The organism is Jiangella mangrovi (assembly GCF_014204975.1).
Lineage (GTDB): Bacteria > Actinomycetota > Actinomycetes > Jiangellales > Jiangellaceae > Jiangella > Jiangella mangrovi.
The window spans coordinates 1,081,571-1,100,251 of record NZ_JACHMM010000001.1 but is presented as its reverse complement, the minus strand read 5'-3'; the positions used below and the strand labels follow the sequence as shown (position 1 = coordinate 1,100,251).

Annotated in this window: 16 protein-coding genes; 5 read left to right on the top strand and 11 right to left on the bottom strand. The window is 72.8% G+C overall.

The features are described 5' to 3' along the window. Nucleotides 1-25: 25 nt before the first annotated feature. Both HD601_RS05045 and HD601_RS05040 read left to right on the top strand, forming a co-directional pair. On the top strand, nucleotides 26-1,228 hold the full coding sequence (locus HD601_RS05045) for a M14 family zinc carboxypeptidase (RefSeq protein WP_184819882.1): 1,203 nt from the start codon (nucleotides 26-28) through the stop codon (nucleotides 1,226-1,228). A 10-nt stretch (nucleotides 1,229-1,238) separates the two neighbouring features. Then, complete coding sequence (locus HD601_RS05040; protein WP_184819880.1) at nucleotides 1,239-2,270, top strand: M14 family zinc carboxypeptidase; 1,032 nt, start codon at nucleotides 1,239-1,241, stop codon at nucleotides 2,268-2,270. Nucleotides 2,271-2,346: 76 nt separating this feature from the next. Here the strand turns inward: HD601_RS05040 and HD601_RS05035 are convergent, their stop codons facing one another. Then, nucleotides 2,347-3,270, bottom strand: coding sequence for an ArsR/SmtB family transcription factor (locus tag HD601_RS05035; protein ID WP_184819878.1), 924 nt, complete (start codon nucleotides 3,268-3,270; stop codon nucleotides 2,347-2,349). 54 nt (nucleotides 3,271-3,324) lie between these two features. On the opposite strand from HD601_RS05035, the gene HD601_RS05030 reads away from it, so the two are divergent. After that, a complete protein-coding gene (locus tag HD601_RS05030) occupies nucleotides 3,325-4,590 on the top strand; it encodes an MFS transporter (RefSeq protein ID WP_184819876.1) in 1,266 nt (421 codons plus the stop codon). Between the two features lie 90 nt (nucleotides 4,591-4,680). Next, nucleotides 4,681-5,748, top strand: a complete 1,068-nt coding sequence (locus HD601_RS05025) for a type IV toxin-antitoxin system AbiEi family antitoxin domain-containing protein (protein ID WP_184819874.1) — start codon at nucleotides 4,681-4,683, stop codon at nucleotides 5,746-5,748. A gap of 384 nt (nucleotides 5,749-6,132) precedes the next feature. Here the strand turns inward: HD601_RS05025 and HD601_RS05020 are convergent, their stop codons facing one another. The 10 genes from HD601_RS05020 to HD601_RS04975 all read right to left on the bottom strand — a co-directional run bounded on the left by HD601_RS05020 (nucleotide 6,133) and on the right by HD601_RS04975 (nucleotide 17,953). Then, nucleotides 6,133-7,485, bottom strand: a complete 1,353-nt coding sequence (locus HD601_RS05020; protein ID WP_184819872.1) for an MFS transporter — start codon at nucleotides 7,483-7,485, stop codon at nucleotides 6,133-6,135. A 17-nt stretch (nucleotides 7,486-7,502) separates the two neighbouring features. After that, nucleotides 7,503-8,348, bottom strand: a complete 846-nt coding sequence (locus HD601_RS05015) for an NAD(P)H-binding protein (protein ID WP_184819870.1) — start codon at nucleotides 8,346-8,348, stop codon at nucleotides 7,503-7,505. 60 nt (nucleotides 8,349-8,408) lie between these two features. Further along, a complete protein-coding gene (locus tag HD601_RS05010; RefSeq protein WP_184819868.1) occupies nucleotides 8,409-9,368 on the bottom strand; it encodes a glycoside hydrolase family 26 protein in 960 nt (319 codons plus the stop codon). Nucleotides 9,369-9,373: 5 nt separating this feature from the next. Beyond that, nucleotides 9,374-11,596 carry a glycosyl hydrolase family 28-related protein gene (locus HD601_RS05005; RefSeq protein ID WP_184819866.1) on the bottom strand — a complete coding sequence of 741 codons (2,223 nt, stop codon included), beginning with the start codon at nucleotides 11,594-11,596 and terminating at the stop codon, nucleotides 9,374-9,376. Between the two features lie 32 nt (nucleotides 11,597-11,628). Further along, nucleotides 11,629-12,444, bottom strand: coding sequence for a carbohydrate ABC transporter permease (locus HD601_RS05000; RefSeq protein WP_343076482.1), 816 nt, complete (start codon nucleotides 12,442-12,444; stop codon nucleotides 11,629-11,631). A gap of 91 nt (nucleotides 12,445-12,535) precedes the next feature. Beyond that, nucleotides 12,536-13,453 carry a carbohydrate ABC transporter permease gene (locus HD601_RS04995; RefSeq protein ID WP_184819862.1) on the bottom strand — a complete coding sequence of 306 codons (918 nt, stop codon included), beginning with the start codon at nucleotides 13,451-13,453 and terminating at the stop codon, nucleotides 12,536-12,538. A gap of 13 nt (nucleotides 13,454-13,466) precedes the next feature. Continuing rightward, nucleotides 13,467-14,756 carry an extracellular solute-binding protein gene (locus tag HD601_RS04990; RefSeq protein ID WP_184819860.1) on the bottom strand — a complete coding sequence of 430 codons (1,290 nt, stop codon included), beginning with the start codon at nucleotides 14,754-14,756 and terminating at the stop codon, nucleotides 13,467-13,469. A gap of 29 nt (nucleotides 14,757-14,785) precedes the next feature. After that, entirely contained in the window at nucleotides 14,786-16,399 is a 1,614-nt protein-coding gene (locus tag HD601_RS04985) for an FAD-dependent oxidoreductase (RefSeq protein ID WP_184819858.1), read from the bottom strand. A 46-nt stretch (nucleotides 16,400-16,445) separates the two neighbouring features. Further along, nucleotides 16,446-17,498, bottom strand: a complete 1,053-nt coding sequence (locus tag HD601_RS04980; protein ID WP_184819856.1) for a LacI family DNA-binding transcriptional regulator — start codon at nucleotides 17,496-17,498, stop codon at nucleotides 16,446-16,448. Nucleotides 17,499-17,674: 176 nt separating this feature from the next. Further along, nucleotides 17,675-17,953, bottom strand: a complete 279-nt coding sequence (locus HD601_RS04975) for a DUF1905 domain-containing protein (RefSeq protein WP_184819855.1) — start codon at nucleotides 17,951-17,953, stop codon at nucleotides 17,675-17,677. Nucleotides 17,954-18,044: 91 nt separating this feature from the next. Here HD601_RS04975 and HD601_RS04970 point away from each other — a divergent pair, with 91 nt between their 5' ends. Continuing rightward, nucleotides 18,045-18,584 (top strand): NUDIX domain-containing protein, encoded by a 540-nt coding sequence (locus tag HD601_RS04970; protein ID WP_221440540.1) that lies wholly within the window; start codon nucleotides 18,045-18,047, stop codon nucleotides 18,582-18,584. The last annotated feature ends 97 nt before the right edge of the window (nucleotides 18,585-18,681 follow it).

Genomic DNA, 18,681 nt, shown 5'->3' with positions numbered 1-18,681 from the left:
TATGTCACCGACCACAGGAGCCGACATGCGCCGACGCACGTTCCTCGCTGGAGTCGCCGGTCTGGGAGTGGGTGCGGCACTGACTCCCAGTGCCCACGCCGGTCCTCAGTCCCGCCCGAACGGGCCGTGGCTGCAGCCCGACCAGACCGTTCAGAAGGTCGCCCTCACCGCCAACACCGACCTCGGGCCGAAGCTGTCGACCATCGCGGCGCGGTCGAAGGGACGCATGGCGGTCGAGGTCGCCGGCCGGTCGGCCACCGGCTGGCCGATCCACCTGGTCCGCTTCGGCGAGCCGGGCTCGGGCCGGCTGCCGGTGCTCATCCAGACCCAGATCCACGGCGGCGAGCCGCTGGGCACCGAGGTGGTGCTCCGGCTCATGCAGACGCTCGCGACCAGCTCGCACCCCGCGGTCCGGGACATCCTCGACCGGCTCACGATCTGGTTCATCCCGCGGCTCAACATGGACGGCGCCGACTTCCGTGACGAGACCGGGTTCCTGGTCCAGCGGCGGCAGAACACGCAGGTCTGGACGCCGCAGGAGTGGGGCCTCGCCGCCGCGACGCCGGCGCCCTGGTACCTGCCACGCAACCTGCTCCAGCCCGGCCGCGTCTCCGGCTACGACATCAACCGCGACTTCCACCCGGACCTGACCTTCCGCCTCGGCCCTGGCGACGAGGCCCTGCTGCCCGGGGAGTCGGAGTTGCCCGGGTTCTACGTCACCCCGGAGGCCCGCACGTCCGCGGCGATCTTCCAGCGCCTCCGGCCGGAGGTCTTCATCGACCACCACCACCGCGGCAGCAACGTCGAGTCCGAGACGGAGAACCAGCTCACGACGCTGCAGGTGATCGGCCTGGTCACCGAGGGCACGCCGGAGTTCCCGCTCGACCCTGCCGTGCGCGACCTGAGCTTCCGGATCAACGTGCTGGTGTACGACGCGCTGCGCTCGCTCGGCGAGTCGCCGTTCGGCGGCATCACCCGCTACCCGGACGTGGAGCTGCCGGGCACCGCGCTCGGTTCGTACGCACTCAACGGAGCCGGGATCATGCTGTACGAGACCCGTTCCGTGGCGCAGAAGTCGATGGGCATGCTGATCCAGCAGTCGCTCACCGGCATGGGCGTGACGCTCGAGGCGCTCGCCTCCGGTGCGATCGACACCGTCGACGGCGACCGCTACCTCGACATCCCGCCGGCCGGCCCGTCCATCGGCAACCCCCGCGACGACCTCTAGGGAGACGACCATGCGCAGAATCATCACCGGGCTCGCCGGCCTCGGCATGCTCGCCACCGTCCTGACAGGCGCGGGGACGGCGGCCTCCGAACCGCCGCACCTGCCGGGCGGGCCGTGCCTGCAGGAGGACCAGAACGTCAGCCTGTCCAGTGTCGCCGGCTACGACGACGTCGTGCAGGAGCTGGACCGGATCGAGCGGACCAGCCAGGGCCGGGTCGCCGTCGCGTCGGCGGGGGTGTCCGGCGAGGGCCGCGAGCTGTACTACGCCACCGTCGGCACCGGCCCGACGACGTTCTGGCTGCAGGCCCGCATCCACGGCAACGAGCTGCACAGCACCGAGGCCGTGCTGCAGATCCTCGACCACCTCGCCAGCGGGTCGCCGGACGCGCGGCTGATCCGCGAGAACCTCACCGTCATCGTCATCCCCATGTACAACCCGGACGGCGCCGAGGCGAACATCCGGCAGAGCACGACGCCCACCCGCATCGACCTCAACCGCGACTGGGAGAACTTCGCGCAGCCCGAGACCGTCGCCTTCTGGAAGCTGTGGCGTGACACCGCCCCGGAGCTGGCGCTCGACCTGCACCACATGGGCCAGGCACCGATCGTCGAGGGCACCAACGACCTCAACCAGTTCCAGATCGGCGCCCGCTCGATCGACCCGAGCCGCATGACGGCCGAGCAGTGGCTGACCAACCGGCAGATGGCCATGGCCAGCGTCGAGGCGCTGGACCAGTACGGCCTGGCGAACGTCGCGCACTACCCGCTGATCGACATCACCAACGCCGGGCTCAGCCGCATGCTCATGGGCGGCACCGCGCCGGCCGGTGAGCAGCCCGCGCCGCAGGGCCTCACGACGGGCGCCATCTTCTACGAGGTCCGCTCGGTCGGCCAGAAGAGCAACGGCCAGCTCGAGAACCTCTTCCGCATCCCGACCATGGCGGTGCTGCGGGCCGCGGCCGACGGGTCGCTCGGCCAGCAGGACGTGTCCGGCTATGAGGACCTGCCGTTCGCGAGCCAGGAGCAGTGCGGCCGCTTCTGAGCTTCGCCCCCCGACCCCCGGGGCCGGTCCGAAACGTGCTCGGACCGGCCCCGGGCTCCTGCGTCAGGGCGCGCCGTCACGTGCCCAGGAGGGCGTCGCCGAGCGCCGTCCTGGCGTAGAGGACGACCCGGCCGGTGCGGTGCGACGTCACCAGGCCGGCCGCCCGCAGCAGGCTCAGGTGCTGCGACACGCCGCCGGGCGTGAGCCCCGTGCGCCGGGCCAGCTCGCCGGTCGACGCGGGCGAGTCCAGCTCGGCCAGCAGCAGTGCCCGGGAGTGGCCGAGGACTGCTGCCAGCGCGTCGAGCGCGTCCGGTGCGTCCGGCCGGCCGCGCTCCCACAGCGTCGCGACGCCGCGGGCGGGATAGCGCAGCACCGGCTGCCAGGGCTCCTCGGTCTTCGAGGCGACGTGCGGCCAGAGGAAGGCCGACGGCACCAGCACCAGTCCGCGCCCGCTCAGCCGCCGGGTCTCGCTGACGTGCGCGTGCCGGACGGTGAGGGTGTCTCCGGCCCAGGCGATCGCCGGATCGAGGTCGGCGAAGAGCTGCGGCGCGCCGCCGGCGGCCAGCCTCCGGGCCCGGTAGAGCACGTCGCCCTCGAGCAGATCGCGCACCCGGGGCCAGGACGGCGCGAACGCCAGCTCCCAGTACGACGCGATGGTGCTCACGAGGGCTTCGAGTGCCTGGTCGCCGCCGGGGACGGTCGCCGGGTCGGTGCCGCGCAGCAGTTCGAGCTCGTCGGCCAGTTCAGGAGTCGGCGTCTGCGGGGTCGGCGCGAGGAAACCGGGCAGCGTCCGGCCCGGGTGCCTGACGTGGGTGGTCAGCGGCCGGAGGTCCAGGCCCGTCTCGGACAACCGGGCCCGGGTCGCCTTGACCCAGGGCAGGTGCAGGGCGTGCCCGGCCGGCTCGCGCAGCACCCGGATGCTCGCCACGACCTCCCACAGCGGCGAGAAGGCGAACCGCGTGAGCGACAGGTCCTGGGCGGCGAAGGTCAGCTCCAGCATTCAGCTCAGCCTAAATCTCTCGGCAGGGTGCGCGCGAGCGGCGAGGGTGCCGCCATGACCCTCGACGCCCCTGTTGTCGCGGCGCCGCCCGCCCGGCGCGACCTGCACCTGTTGTTCGCCGCCGCGGCCGCCAGCAAGCTCGGCCTGCAGGTCGGCTCACTCGCCCTGCCGCTCGTCGCCGTGCTCGCGCTGTCCGCCTCGCCCGGCGAGGTGGGCCTGCTCGCGACGCTCACCACGGCCGCGTTCCTGCTCATCGGCCTGCCCGCCGGCGTCTGGGTCGACCGCATGCGCCGCCGCGGCGTCATGATCGCCGCCGACCTCGCCCGGGCCGTGCTGTACGCGTCGTTCCCGGTGGCCTGGTGGCTCGACGCGCTGACCCTCGGGCAGCTCTACGCCGTCGCGCTGCTGACCGGGGTGGCGACGGTGTTCTTCGACGTGTCGGCGCACAGCTACCTGCCGCACGTGGCCGGGCGCGACCGGCTGATCGAGGCCAACTCCGTGCTCGGCAGCATCGACTCCGTCGTGCACATCGGCGGGCGCAGCGCGGCCGGGTTCCTCGTGCAGCTGGCGTCCGCGCCGGCCGCGGTGGTCGTGACGGCGGCCGGCTACCTGGTGTCCGGCGGCTTCCTGCTGGGGATCCGACGGCGTGAGCCGTCGGTGGCGTCGGGCCTGGCTGCTGCGCCGCGCGAACCGATGCTGCGCTCGATCGGCGCCGGCGTCCGGTTCGTGGCCGGCCACCCGGTGCTGCGCGCGGTCGCCGTCGCCGGCGCGATGACGAACCTCGGCATGCAGCTCATCCTCGTCATGCTGCCGGTCCTGCTGGTCGAGCGGCTCGGGATGTCGGCCGGCGTGCTGGGGTTGTTCTTCGCGGTCGGCGGGGTCAGCGGCCTGATCGGCGCGGCGACGGCGACCCGCGTGGTCCGGCGGCTCGGAGCGGGGCGCGCGTTGTGGCTGCTGGGTGTCGTGATCGCCCCGGCCGGCCTGCTGGTGCCGCTGATCGACGCCGGGCCGCTGCTGTGGCTGGCGGGGCTCGGCTGGGTGATCGTCGTCTACAAGATCGCCGTCGACAACGTCGTGCTGGTCAGCTTCCGGCAGAAGGTCACCCCCGACCACCTGCTCGGCCGGCAGACGGCGACCATGCGGTTCCTGCTGACGGGCGCCGTGGCGATCGGCGCCGGCCTGTCCGGCCTCATCGGCGGTCTGGCCGGTCCGCGGACGGCGCTGTGGGCGGGCGCCGTCGTGCTGGCCCTGGTCTGGGTGCCGCTGTACCTGTCGCCGCTTCGCCGCCTCCGCTCCCTCGACGACGCCGCCGTAGGCTGAGTCGTCCACAGGTCGCTCGGTGCGCGCGAGTCATCCACAAATCGCGCCTCGGGCCTCCCGAGGGTCGCCCGCCCCACCGAAGCTGGTCGGGTGTCTGCCCGCCTGCGCCACCTCCCGCCCGACGTGGCCGGACTCCTCGAGCGGTGCTTCGAGGTCGTCGACGTCGCCACCGCGGCCCGGGCCGGTATCGACGAGAGCCGGCTGCGTCGGCTGGCCGCTGCCGGGCTGCTGGTCCGGCTCGCGCCCGGCTGCTACGTCTCGGCCGCCGTTCTGGCTGCTGCGCCGGCGTGGGCGGCGTACCGGCTGCGGTCGCGTGCGTTCGCCCTCTACAGCGGCGACACGACCTTCCTGACCGGCTGGTCCGCGGTGGCCGCCTGGCACCTGCCCACGGTCGGTTCGGTGCCGCGGCGGGTGACGGCGATCCGGCCGAGCGGCACCGGACCCAGGGTCCAGCTGGGCGTGTACGGCGACGTCAGGATCATCTCCGTTCCATCGCACCAGCTGGGACGGGTCCAGGGCATCGGGCTGATGAGGACCGGCTGGGCCATCGCCGATGCCGCACGATCGGGCCCGATCCTCCCCGCCCTGGTCGCCGCCGACGCCGCGATGGCGGCGGGCCGGGAACTGCAGACCGCGGTACTTGCCATGGCCGGTTGGCCGGGAGTGGCGCGGGCACGGTGGGTGGCCGAGCACGCCGATCCGGGTGCGGAGTCGCCGCTGGAGACCTTGGGCCGATTCACCTGCCTGCAGTTCGATCTGCCGTTGCCCGTGGCGAACGCGTGGGTGGGTGAGACCCAGCCGGAGTACCGGGTGGATGGGTTGTGGCCGTATCACTGGGCCGCGTTCGAGGCCGATGGTGCGTTGAAGTACGACAACCGGCCCGACGCCTCGCAGATCGTGGCGCGGCAGGGTGAGCGCGAGTGGCGGTTGCGGCGTCTGGGTGTCGACGTGGTGCGGTTCGGGTGGGACCTGGCGTGGCGGAATCGGGCCGAGCTTGCCCAGCGGTTCGCCGCGCTGCTGCGGGACAACGCCCGGCATGACCGGCCGGTCCGGTGGTGGAAGCACGTTCCCGGTGTCGGCGCGGTCGAGCCGGAACCGGCGGACTGGCCCTCGCCCGGGCCGGCGGGGGTCGTGCTGCCGGCCGGGTGGGATCGCTGACGCCCGGGAATCAGGTCGACGCTCGGGGAACCGACGCGTCCGGGCTCCGAACGCTCGCCAAGCGCCGGATTCCCGAGCGTCAGCCGGAATCCGGAGCGCCGGCCGGCCGGTCCGCTCGGCCCCGGTGTCCGGCTGCGGGGGCCGCCGTCGATACGCGCGAGCGTGCTGTCGCCCGGGCCGGCGGGGGTCGTGCTGCCGGCCGGGTGGGATCGCTGACGCCCGGGAATCAGGTCGACGCTCGGGGAACCGACGCGTCCGGGCTCCGAACGCTCGCCAAGCGCCGGATTCCCGAGCGTCAGCCGGAATCCGGAGCGCCGGCCGGCCGGTCCGCTCGGCCCCGGTGTCCGGCTGCGGGGGCCGCCGTCGATACGCGCGAGCGTGCTGTCACCCGGCCGGCCGGCGCGGCCCCGCTGCGCGGCTGCGGGTGGCGGCGAGGGCGGCGAGTCCGAGGACGACGGCGAAGGCTCCGTAGGCGGCGGGCAGACCGCCGTCGATGCTGGCGAGCGCGCCACCGCCGGCCCGGCCGGGCAGCCCGCCGATCGCCTCGGCCGTGATCACCGCCGCCGCCAGCTCGGCCGCTTCCGTCCCGGTCCCCGTCCCCGTCGCCGCCGTCGAGCGGAGGTAGAGGCCGGGGTAGCCCAGCCCGACCCCGGCGCCGGCCACGGCCCAGGCCACCAGCGCGCCGCCGAAGCCCAACGTCTCGAAGCCCAACGTCCCGAAGGCCGGCGTCCCGGAGCCCGCCGCCAGCAGGCCGACCGCTGCCGCCGTCAGCGCGAGCCCTGCCGCCGGGACCTGCCGCTCCGGAGCCACGCGGGCGACCACGAGGCTGGTCAGTCCCCAGGCGAACGGCGCGGCGCCCAGCACGATCGCCGCATGGGCGAGCGTCACGCCGTAGCCGTCGGTCAGCAGCACCGTGATCAGGCTGTCCGCGCCGACGTACCCGGCGGCGAACAGCGTCATCGCGGCCAGTGCTGCCGGACCGCCGCGCCGCAGCCGGGCCGTCCCCGCCGGCAGCAGCGCGACCGTCCCGGCGACGGCGCACGCCGCGCCCGCCGCCGCGCCGAGCCAGACGCCGTCGGCCAGCACCATGGCCGCCGCGCCCACAGGCACCAGCAGCCCGGCCGGCCGCAGCCGCTCGTCGTCCGCAATCGACGACGAGCCCGCCGAGCCACTCACCGCCCGGACCACCAGCAGCCGGCCGGCCAGCACCACAGGCACGGGGACCAGCAGCGTCCACCGCCAGCCGACGGCGTGCTCGAGCGCGAGCGTGGCGGCCGGACCGGCCATGGCCGGCAGGATCCACATCGCCGACGACGCCGCGACCACCTTCAGCCGCAGCCGCTCGTCCAGCCGCCGGATCGCCGCGCTGATCCCGAAGACCGCCAGCAACCCGCCCGCCAGGCCCGCCGTGAACTGGCCCGCGGCAAACACCCAGGCCTGCTGCGCCGTTGCGGCAAAGACCAGCCCGCCGGCGTAGACCACCGTCCCGAGTGCCAGCGTCCGCCCGGCGCCCAGGCGGCGCAGCGCCGTCCCGGCCAGCGGCAGCGCCACGAACAGCCCGAGCGTGCCGCCCGCCACCAACAGCCCCAGCCGGTCGCGGGCGTCCAGCTCCTCGGTGACCACCGGCAGCAGCGTCGACGCGACGAACGTGCTCACCGCCGCGGCGAACTCCAGCGCGACGATGCCCACGGCGAGCAGGCGGTCGCCGGCCGATCGGGTTGTCGCCGCCGTCGCCATGCGATCATGCTAGCAAACTAGCTGAATGCCTCTCGGTTCGACGACACCCACTGGGCGAACGTCCGCGCCGGCCGGCCGGTGACCTCCTCGACCGTCGGCAGCACGGTGTACCCGGCCTCCGGCGGGTTCGTCCGCATGGCCAGGAAGAACTCGATGTCGCCGTCGGACCAGCCCTGCTCGCGCCACTGGCCGACGATCTGGTCGCGAGTGAGCTCCTCGAACCGGATCGGCCGGCCGAGCACCTCGGCGAGCACGGCGACCTTCTGCGGGGCGGTCAGCGCCTCGGGCCCGGTCAGCCAGTACTCACGCCCGGCGTGCTCGTCGGCCGCAGAGGTCAGCGCGACCGCCGCCACGGCCGCGATGTCGGCGTCGTGCACCATGGCGCTCGGGCTGTCCGGGAAGCCGTCGCGGACGACGCCCTCGGCGCGGATCGAGTCGGCCCACTCGAGCACGTTCGACATGAACTCGACCGGCGCGAGGTGGGTCCAGGCCAGCCCGCTCGCCTCGACGGCCCGCTCGAGGTCGCTCTTCTCGAGGTCGCCCTTGAGCAGCGTGACCCGACGGACGCCCTTGCGGACCGCGGTCTCGGCGATCTGCTCGCCGTTGTCCAGCGGCGAGTAGTCGGCGCCGTCGAACCCGATGAGATGCGCCGCCTCCATGCCGCCCATCGCGACGTCGAGGCTGTGCGGGTCCTTCAGATTGCCGGCGACCAGGTCGGTCTCGGCCGGCAACTCCGCCGCGCCGGGGTTGCGGGTCAGGGCCCGGACCCGGTGCCCCGTGGCGAGGAGCTGCTCGACCAGCGGCCGGCCGACGTTGCCGGTCGCGCCGGTGACCAGAATCGAAGTGGGTGCCATGGAAGTCATGGCTCGACGGTAGGAGCCATTCCGGTCACCGGACGACCGCAATGGCCCACAGGACGGCGCTCAGGAGGGGTCGAAGTACGGGTCGTGGGCGAAGGCGGCGAACGCCTGCTGAGCGGGGCCGCCGTCGGGGACCGTGACCCGCCAGTCGTCGCCGTCGGGGGCGTCGCCGTCGCGGTGGAAGTAGACGAACGCCTTGAGCTGCGGGTACGAGCTCTTCACCACCGACCGCGTCGTGGTCAGCCAGGCGGCCTGGACGGGGTCGACCGCGGCCCGGTGCACGCCGGTCTCGCCGACCATGAACGGCTTGCCGTGGTCGGCGGCGAAGGCGTGCGCGGTGTCCATCATGAGGTCGAACGGCCGGTAGTGGTAGGCGGGGTCGGTGTGCGGGCGGGCGTAGGCGTCGGCGGCGATCCAGTCGACGAACGCGTCGCCCGGGTAGAACGCGTCGGCCTTGAAGGTCTCGCGGTAGGCCCGCCAGGTGGGGCACCACACGAACGCCACGTTGGGCGCGCCGGCGAACTTCGCGTGCACGTACGTCCAGACCTCGCGAAACAGCGCGGTGTCGGTGTAGCGCAGGTCGAACTCCCAGGTGAAACGCAGGAACAGCGGTGCCTCCAGCGACGCCAGCAACGTCGCCTGCCCGGAGATCTCGTCGTCGTGCAGACCGTCGGCGATCTCCTGCAGTCGCGTCTGCGGGCCGGCGCCCCACGAGATCATCGGGATCCGGCCCGCCGCGATGTCGTTCTGCCAGCGCGCCGTGTGCGGCGCCGTGCCGTAGTGGTGGAAGCAGTGGTTGATGCGCAGCTGGTGCCCGATCCGCGACTCCAGCGCCTCGGGCTGCGAGACGCCGGCGTCGTTGCCGGCGTAGGCGTAGACCCCGAGATGGGCGCCCGACGACGGGATCAGCTCACTCCGGTCGCGGGGCACGGCTGCGGCCGACGGCGTCAGCGTCCCGCCGAGCGCCACCCCGGCCGCGACACCGCCGGCCACACCCAGGAAGGACCGTCGTCCCAGCGACATCGCGCTCACCCCTCGATCCCGACGTGGACGAACTCGATCTCAGGCACCAGCCGCCCGGTCCCGTGGTCGACGGCGCCGGCTCCCCACTGGGTGAACTGCGGTTCGATGTTGCGGTAGCCGCGATTGCCGCGCAGCTCGATCCGGCGCGAGTCGCGGACGCTGACGGCGTACGGGTACGGCCCGAGCACCGTCGCGACCCGGAAGAACACCGAGTTGGCGAAGAGCAGGTCGGAGCTCCCGACCACCTCGACGGCCTGCGAGCGCCAGCCGTAGATGTGGTCCTCGGTCTGCAGGCCGAGGAACTGCCAGTCCGACACCCCGCGCAGGACGACCTCGCGGTTCTCGTGGTGCTCGACGGAGACCTCGTAGACCCGGGCGGGCACGTCGGTGTCCTCGACCAGCAGGCCGTTGTCGGCCCAGCCGGCCGCGGCCCACACGTTGGCGATGGTGCCGCCGCCCCCGCGCACCCACACGTTGTACTTGTGCCGGCCGCGGTAGGTGTAACCCGGATCGCCGGACGCGACGTCCTCCGGGTGCCACTTCACGAACTGCGTCGTCACGTCCGCCAGGTACGACCCATCGGCGGACTGCCACAGCAGGTTCGCCGCGCCCGGTGTCTGCTCGGCGGTGTCCAGGCCGAGCCCGACGACGATGTTGCGCCCACCCGGCGGCGTCGACACCAGCGCCCGCGGGGCGTCCGGGTCGGCGAAGTTCGCATGTCCGTCGACGGCGCGCAGCCAGGTCTGCCGGGGGTGCAGCCCGATGAGGTTCGACGTCCGCCGCAGCCGCAGCGTGTCGCTGAGCAGGTACTTCCCGATCGGCACGTACACCGTGTCGTACTGGTCGACGGCGGCCTGGAACACCTCGAGGTCGTCCGAGCCGGCGCCGATGGTCCGCCCGAGCGAGGCGGCGATGTCGGCCGCGTTCGCCCAGGTCCCGACCGCCGGCAGCGCGGGCACGTCGGTGCGCAGGATCCGCTTCGTCCACGCCGTCCCGGCCGTCCCGACGACGTCGGCGTAGACACCGTCGCGGCGGCTCTCGCGCGACGACAGCGCGTTCTCGACCCGCAGCCCGTAGGTCAGCTCCCTGATCCGGCTGGTCCGGGTGCGCGCCGTGGTCCGCTCGCCGGTCTGGGTGAGCAGCAGCAGGTCGCGAACGCCGTCGGCGGTGCAGTTGCGGACGGTGAGCTGGTTGCTGTTGCGGATCAGCGGGTCGGTGGCGCCGGGGATGGTGGAGCTCTCGTTCAGCGCCACCGCGACGTCGCCGATGTCCTGGAAATGCGAGTCCTGGAGGTAGAGGTGCTGCCACTGGTCGACGGCGGACTCGAACGCCCGCGGCGCGCCGGCGAACACCGTCCGCACGACCACCAGCTTGGCGTCGTTGAACAGCCGCACGTTCAGCGACCGCTGGCCCTCGAACCGGCAGTCCAGCACCGTCGTCTGCCAGCCGGCCGACGCGGCGTAGGCGTGGAAGCCGATCTCGCCGCCGAAGACCCGGACCCGCTGGATGAGGTTGGCGTTGTGGTCGATGCCGGTGTGGCCCTCGCCGAGGTGGATGTCGAGGTCCTGCAGGATGCACAGCTGGGCGCCGGCGAACCGGACGGCGAACGTGCTCGGGTTGCCGGGCTCGACGCGGATGTCGAGGTTCACCAGGCCGGAGCCGAACGTGTCGTTGTTGGCGTACGTCACGGGCCCGCCGACCGGCCGGCGGCGGAACGAGAAGAGGTCGCGCGGCGTGCTCGACGCGTAGCCGGGCGTCGACGCGCCGAGCACGAACACCGGCCGCCGTGCGCCGTAGCCGACGATCCGCACCGAGTCCCACACGTTGATCGGCGCGGACAGCCGGTACGTCCCCTCGGGCACCAGGACGACGCCGCCGCCGTCGCCGTGCGGGAAGTCGCGGGCGCCGCCGAGGATGTCGCCGAGCTTGTTGGCGATGCCCCGGCGCGACGCCTCGTCGACGGCGGCCTGCAGGGCGGCGGTGTCGTCGCCGACGCCGTCGGCGTGCGTCGTGAACCCGGCGGAGCCCAGGACGACGGTGGTCGGGTCGGCCGGCAGCGCGGTCAGCGTCGACCCGAACACCGTCGGGTCGACGCCGGTGGCGGCCCAGCCACCCGCCCGGCCGGCAGCTGACGCCGTCGTCGACGGAAGGAACGGTGCGGCCGCGAGGCCGGCGCTGATCGCCAGCAGCGAGCGGCGGGACAGTGCTGGTACGTGGTTCGGCGACATCGACGAACTCCTTCTCGCAGGGAAGTGTCAGGTCAGCCCTTGAGGCCGGTGTTGGCGAGGCCCTCGACGAACTGCCGCTGGGCCAGCAGGAACACCGCGAGCACCGGCAGCACCGTGAGCGTGGTGGCGGCCAGCTGGACGTTCCACATGGGCCCGCCGTAGGCGTCGACGTACTGCGTCAGCGCCAGCGGCAGAGTGAAGCCCTCGCGGCTGGACAGGAAGACCAGCGGCTCGAGGAACAGGTTCCACGAGTGCAGGAAGGTGAAGATCGCGACCGCCGCGATGGCCGGGCGCGCCAGCGGGAACGCGATGCGGCGGAAGATGCCGGCCCGGCTGAGGCCGTCCATGCGGGCGGCCTCCTCCAGCTCGCCGGGAAGGGTCAGGAAGAACTGCCGCATGATGAACGTCGCCAGCACGCTCGGCGCCCCGACGATGGGGATGACGATCAGCGGCCAGTGCGTGTCGATCAGCCCGGCCCAGTTGACCAGCCGGAACAGCGGCACGATGGTCACCTCGGCCGGCACCAGCAGCCCGATCAGCACGACGCCGAACAGCAGGTTCGCCCCGGGGAAGCGGATCCGGGCGAACGCGTAGCCGGCCATCGAGGACACCGCGATGGTGCCCACCGTGACCAGCGCCGCGATGTACATGCTGTTCCAGTACTGCTGCGCGAACGGCTGCAGGTCGAACACCTGGCCGTAGGCCTCGATGGTCGGCGACGACGGCCACAGCGTCGGCGGGATCCGCAGGATCTCGCTCATCGGCTTGAAGCTGGCCGTCACCATCCACCAGGTCGGGAAGACGAACGGCACGGCCAGCACGCACAGCAGCACGAAGACCGCGACCATGGCCGGACGGACCCGGCGGCGGCGGGCCGGCGCCGTCGGTGCCGCGGCGCCCTGGTCGCCCGCCACTGCGGACACCGGCGCCTCGACGACGTCAGACCTCATGGAACACCCACCGCCTCCGCGTCTGCCACTGGACGAACGTCAGGATCGCGACGATCACGAACAGCACCACCGACACGGCGCTGGCGTAGCCGAACTCCTGGAACTGGAAGGCCTGCTGGTAGAGGTAGTAGACGATCACCGTCGTCGACGTCCCCGGCCCGCCCTGCGTCAGGACGGCGATCTGCGCGAAGACCTGCAGCGAGCCGACGACCGTCAGGATCGACACCAGCAGGATGGTCCCGCTGATCAGCGGCACGGTCACCGACCAGAACGAGCGCCACGGCGACGCCCCGTCCATGGTGGCCGCCTCGCGCACCTCGCGCGGCACGCCCTGCAGCGCGGCCAGGAACAGCACCATGTTGAGGCCGACGTTCTTGAACACCTGCACGACGATCACCGAGAGCATCGCCGTCGGCCCCTCGCGCAGCCAGTTGGGACCGTCGATCCCCAGCTGCGACAGGAACCCGTTGATGCCGCCGTCGGCCTGCAGCAGGAAGCCCCACACGATGGTCCACGCGACCAGCGACACCACGACCGGGGAGAAGAAGAACGCCCGGAACGTCGCCGTGCCCGGCAGCCGCTGGTTGAGCATGACGGCCAGCGCGAGCGCAAGGCCGACGTTGAGCACCACCAGACCGGCGGAGAAGATCCCGCTGGCCCGCATCGCGTCGTGGAACCCCGGGTCCGTCGCCAGCCGCTCGTAGTTGTCCGTGCCCGCGTAGGTGAAGCTGTTCGCCAGGACGTTCCAGTCGTGCAGGCTGTACCAGACGACGGCGACCAGCGGCCCGATCACGAACAGCAGGCTGCCGACGAGCTGGGGCAGGACGAACGCGTATCCGGTGAGGACGTCCTCGCGCCGGCTCAGCCGCCGTTGTCGACGCGGTGTGCCGATGGTCGCCGTCGTCATCAACGGTCCCCGATCAGCCGGCCAGCAGCGGTTCTGCGGCCGCGCAGACCGACTCGGCGACGGCACTCACGTCGGCGTCCGCGGTCCACAGGGCGTCGAGCTCGGCCCGGATCGCGGCCTGCAACTGGGCGAAGTTGGCGTGCGCCGGCTTCGTCACCGCACCCGGGATGCCGTCGATCACGACCGCCTGCAGCTGCTCCGTCGTCAGCTTGGCGTTGGCGCCCTGCAGCGTCTCGGCGGTGAGCAGCGACGTGCGCGGTGGCGGGAAGTAGGCGGCCAGCCGCTCGGCGTTCTCCGGGTTCGTGAAGTACGCCAGGAAGTCCGCGGCGACGTCGGCGTTCGGGCCGTCGGCGAAGACCCCTATGCCGGCCTGCCCGATGACGTTGACGTGCCCCTCCGGCCCGTCCGGCAGCGGCACCAGGTCCCAGCCGAAGCTGTCGTCCAGCGCCGACGCGCGGCTGATCTGCGTCACCGTGAGGGCGGCGTCGCCGGCGAAGAAGTCCGCCGTCGTGCCGGGGCCGGGCAGCGCGCCCGTGGTGAAGATCTGGTCGTGGATCCAGGTCAGCGCGTCGATCATCGCAGGCGACGTGAACTCGCAGGTGGACCCGTCCTCCGACCACGGCTCGGCGCCGAAGCTGGACCAGATGGTGCCGAGGTTCTCCCACAGCGCGAAGTCGAAGTCGCGGACCACGAGTCCGGCCTTGCCGCTGGCCTGCGCCGTCGCGGCCGCGATCTCCGCCGCCCGGTCCCAGGTCCAGTCGCCGGCCGCGATCAGGTCCGCGGGCAGCGGCTGGCCGGCGGCCGTCAGCTGGTCGGTGTTGACGAACACGCCGAACGGGCTGTTCGAGAACGGGTAGGCGTACAGCCCGCCGTCGTTCTCCCAGAGCCGCAGCGCGTCCGGCTCCAGGTCGCCGGCGTCGTAGCCGTCGGTCTCCTCCAGCACCGGGCGCAGGTCGAGCAGCGCGCCGCTGGCGACGAACTCCGGCGCCGACGACTCGAAGATCCAGGCGAGGTCGGGCGGGTTGCCGCCGGCGATCTGCGTGGTGATGCCGGTGGTGTAGTCCTCGAACGGCAGCGTCTCGAAGCTGATGCCCGAGACGGTGTCGGCGTGGTCGGCGACGTAGGCGTCGGCGATCTCCTGGAACAGCGCGAGCTGTGCCTCGTCGGCGGTCCAGACGGTCATGCGCAGGTCGGCGGGGCCGTCCGACGTCGAGTCGCCCCCGCCGTCGTCGCCACCACAGGCGGTCAGGGTCAGCGCGACGGCGGTGAGGCCGGCGACGCCGTACAGAGTGCGGTGCTTCATCGTCCCTCCTTGGACGTGGTCAGCGAGAGTCAGTAGCCGGACACGCCGTCCCGCCAGCGCAGCTCCACGCCGTCGCGGGTCAGCAGTGCCTGGAAGTCCTCGAGCAGCGGCTGCTTGGCCTGGATCTCGTGCGGCTGCCGGTCGTCGTCGAGGCAGCTCGCGGCCAGGTGCCCGGCGGCCTCGCCGATGTTCCACTCGACGGGGTGCAGCCGGTAGCAGCCGTTGGTGATGTGGGTGGTGCCGATGTTCTTCGCCGCGGGGAGCAGGTTGCGCATCCGTTGCGGCAGCAGGGCGCCGAGCGGGATCTCGAACGGCTCGGCGCCGACGTCCAGGTAGTTGTCGCCACCCGTGGACGGGTGCAGGTCGATCCGGTACATGCCGACGCCGACGGTGTCCGGGTAGCGACGGGCGCCGCTCGCGCCGCGGACGGCCTGCGACAGGTCGTGCTCGACGACGGTGGTGACGGCCCGGATGCGCCGGCCCTCGCGGACGTACGGCGCCTGGGCCAGCCCGTCGTCGGTGCCGACGACGTCGGGGCGCAGCCGCAGCCCCGGCCAGCCCGTGCCGCCGTCGGGCCGTGGCGCCTCGGTCTGCATCCAGTAGAGCATCGAGAGGCTGAGCTGCTTGGCGTCGTCCAGCCTCCGCGTGCGGGTGGCCTCGTCGACGTCGATGACCGGCGCCTGGAAGTAGTCGATGTTCGGCCAGTTCACCAGCGTGATGTCGCTGGCGTAGTGACCGGGCGCGAAGAGGTCGCGGGCGGCGATGCGGCGGAACGTCCACAGGTTGGCGTCGCCCTGCTCGCGGCTCTGGTCGGCGTCGACGGCGAGCGCGTCGTCGCCGGGGTTCGGGTCGAAGACGCGCGGCTTGTGCCGCAGCGTGCGCGGGTCGGGAGCGCCGAAGCTGAGCAGCGGCGAGCCCCAGAACGCGGGCTCGACCGAGCGCCAGTGGTCGTAGCGCTGGGGGCGGCTGATCGTGTGGTCGCCGTCGACGTGGTCCAACGCGAAGCAGTAGCTGATCGCCTGCTGGTTCTCCGGCTGCGCGTGCTCCGGGGCGCTGGGCTCGCCGGTCTCGGCGCGCGACTCGAAGCCGGTGACGTACTCGGTGCCGGTGAGCGGCAGCAGGTCGCCGGTCTCGGTGGCGTCGATGACGTAGTCGGCGCTGATCGTCGTGGTCGCGTGCGTGTCGAGGCGCTGGATCGTGACGGCGCGGACGGTGTCGCCGTCGACGTCGGCGCCGATGGCGCGGGCGGGCTGCAGGACGGTGAGCCGGCCGGCCGAGCGCCAGGGCGCGAGCAGCTCGTCGATGACGGCGACCGCGACCCGCGGCTCGTGGCAGAGCTTGCTGACCCAGCCGGCGCCCGGGTTCAGCGCCGGATGCCGGCGCGCCGCGTCCGTCAGCGGGTAGGCGCGGCGGTAGTGGTCGCGGATGCCGTCGCGCAGGGCGCGGTAGGAGCGGGTGGCGCCGAACTCCTCGATCCACGGGTGCTCGTCCGGCGGGACGGCCTGCGACGTGAGCTGGCCGCCGAGCCAGGGGTACTCCTCGGTCAGCACCACCCGGCGGCCGCGGCGCAGTGCCGCCAGGGCCGCCGCGACGCCGCCGAGGCCGCCGCCGACCACCAGGATCTCGGTCTCTAGCTCGTTCACTCGTCTCCTTCTGGATTGCTGCGGTTCTGCGCTCAGCGGCCGGGGCTCAGCGCGAACGGGGAGCGGACACCGTCGCGCCGGGCTCGACCATGCAGGGGAGCAGCCGGTGCCGGTCCGTGGTGCCGGACGGGTCCTCGATCAGCTCGATGAGCAGCGACAACGCCTGCTCGCCCATCTCCTCGCGCGGGATCCGGAAGCCGCTCCACGCGACAGCGGAGCCGGCGTCGTCGGTGCCGGGCTCGACGGGGACGTCCGGCTGGCCGAGCACGGCGATCGAGAGGTCGGCCGGCACGTCCAGGCCGCGCTCGGCCGCCGCCGCGCGGATGCTCCCGGCGCGGTACGCCTCGGCCAGGACCAGGCCCGTCAGGTGGTTCTCGACCACGACGTCGACGATCTCGGCGGGGCTCAGCTCGGCCGGGTCGAACGACGTCGGCCGCAGCCCGGCCGCGCGCATCGCCGTCCGGTAGCCCGTCAGCCGGTCGATGATCGACTCGCGGTCGCTCAGCTCGCCGACGAAGCCGATGCGCTCGTGCCCCTGCTCGACGAAGAGCCCGACGACATCGTTCGTCGCCTGGACGTAGTCGGCGCCGACGTACGGGAGGTCGGCGGCGCCGGGCAGCTCGCGCCGTCCGACGAAGACGAACGGGAACCCGTCGTCGATGAGGTGCACGAGCTCCTGCTTGTCCTCCGTGCGGCCCAGCAGGACGCAGCCGTCGGTGACACCCAGGTGGGCGCGGGCCTTGCCGGACAGCCGGCGCCGTCCGTTCTCGACCGGCGCGCTGGTGAACAGCAGCAGGTCGCTGCCCCAGCGCTCCGCCTCGCGCTCGATGCCGACCAGGAACGGGTGGTAGAAGTCGCCGTTGCCCTGGGGGAACACCGGCTCGTAGGTGAACACGCCGATGATCTGGTTGCGGCCGCGGGCCAGCCGCTGCGCCAGCGGGTTCGCCGAGTAGCCGGTCTTGCTGATCGCGTCGAGGACGCGCTGCCGGGTCTCGGGGCCGACGCGGTCCGGCTCGGCGTTGAGCACCAGCGACACGGTGGCCTGGCTGACCCCAGCCATCCGCGCGACGTCGGCCTGGGTGGCTCGCTTGGCCGCCATGCCACTCCTCCCGATGATCGTTATGCGCATAACTTCATGACCTGGATCCACCGGCTCGTAGCCGGGGATTGGGTGCGATCCTGGCCGGTCGCCGGAATGGTGTCAAGGGTGTGACAAGGAGATTTCAGGCAGGCGGCGGTGGTCGCGCTGGTCAGGCCATGAATCAGTTATGCGAATTACTTGTTCGCGTCGGCCGGCGCGATGGTGAGGTCCACGTCATCGCCGACGGCGGCGTCGGCGGTCTTCAGTGCGGCCTTGCTGACGCCGACGCAGAACCCGCCGCCGGCCACGAGCATGGTGCTGCCGGTGAACGGCGCGGCGTTGATGGTCCCGGACACGCGGTACTGCCGGCGGCCGCCGAGCTCGGCCACCAACTCCGCCGGGACGTCGACGACCGCCATGCCGCCCGGCCTGTCCTCGCGCCAGCGGCGCACCCGTCCGGTGAACGTCACCACGCGTGCAGTCTCCCATGATCATCAACCCTTTGGGCTGCCATGACAGCGCGGAAGGTTGATGATCTCGGGTGAGTCCTGGAATCGTGGCCGCGTGACCCACCCCGGCTTCGAGGACGACGTGCGCGCCGAGGGCGCGCCCGAGCGCGAGTTCCATACCGGCGTCGCGGGGCGGCTGCCGCGCAAGACCGTCGCCGGCGGGGCGCTGTTCCGCGACGAGGCCGGGCTGATCCTGTTCCTCGAGCCGACGTACAAGCCGACGCTCGAGATCCCCGGCGGCAACTCCGAGGCGGAGGAGTCGCCGCTGCGGACCTGCCGGCGCGAGGTGCGCGAGGAACTCGGCCTCGACCTCCCCGTCGGCCGCGCGCTGGTGGTCGACTGGGTCCCCGCCAGCGGCCCCTGGCACGACAAGATCGTCTTCGTGTTCGACGGCGGCGTGCTGGACGCCGCGACGATCGCGCGGATCACGCCCGACCCGGGTGAGGTCCGCGCGTTCGGCTTCCTTCCCCTGGCGGACGCGGCCGACCGGCTCCGCCCGTCCATGGCCCGCCGCCTCGCCGCCGCCCAGCTCGCGCTGGAGAGCGGCGAGGCGCTCTACACCGAGTTCGGCCGGCCGGTTCACGCCCCGTACTGAGCGGGTGGGGACCGGCGTGGCGCGAGCATTCAGCGTGCCTTGGCAAGGCTGGCCGCCCTGGAAATGGGGACGAAACGGACGTGCGAGCGACGGTGAG

Coding starts and splice junctions, on each gene's coding strand:
- HD601_RS05045 (WP_184819882.1), top strand. CDS start 26: ATGCGCCGACGCACGTTCCTCGCTGGAGTCGCCGGTCTGGGAGTGGGT.
- HD601_RS05035 (WP_184819878.1), bottom strand. CDS start 3,270: ATGCTGGAGCTGACCTTCGCCGCCCAGGACCTGTCGCTCACGCGGTTC.
- HD601_RS05000 (WP_343076482.1), bottom strand. CDS start 12,444: ATGGTCGCGGTCTTCGTGCTGCTGTGCGTGCTGGCCGTGCCGTTCGTC.
- HD601_RS05010 (WP_184819868.1), bottom strand. CDS start 9,368: ATGTCGCTGGGACGACGGTCCTTCCTGGGTGTGGCCGGCGGTGTCGCG.
- HD601_RS05040 (WP_184819880.1), top strand. CDS start 1,239: ATGCGCAGAATCATCACCGGGCTCGCCGGCCTCGGCATGCTCGCCACC.
- HD601_RS04995 (WP_184819862.1), bottom strand. CDS start 13,453: ATGACGACGGCGACCATCGGCACACCGCGTCGACAACGGCGGCTGAGC.
- HD601_RS04980 (WP_184819856.1), bottom strand. CDS start 17,498: ATGGCGGCCAAGCGAGCCACCCAGGCCGACGTCGCGCGGATGGCTGGG.
- HD601_RS05020 (WP_184819872.1), bottom strand. CDS start 7,485: ATGGCGACGGCGGCGACAACCCGATCGGCCGGCGACCGCCTGCTCGCC.
- HD601_RS05015 (WP_184819870.1), bottom strand. CDS start 8,348: ATGACTTCCATGGCACCCACTTCGATTCTGGTCACCGGCGCGACCGGC.
- HD601_RS05030 (WP_184819876.1), top strand. CDS start 3,325: ATGACCCTCGACGCCCCTGTTGTCGCGGCGCCGCCCGCCCGGCGCGAC.
- HD601_RS05005 (WP_184819866.1), bottom strand. CDS start 11,596: ATGTCGCCGAACCACGTACCAGCACTGTCCCGCCGCTCGCTGCTGGCG.
- HD601_RS04990 (WP_184819860.1), bottom strand. CDS start 14,756: ATGAAGCACCGCACTCTGTACGGCGTCGCCGGCCTCACCGCCGTCGCG.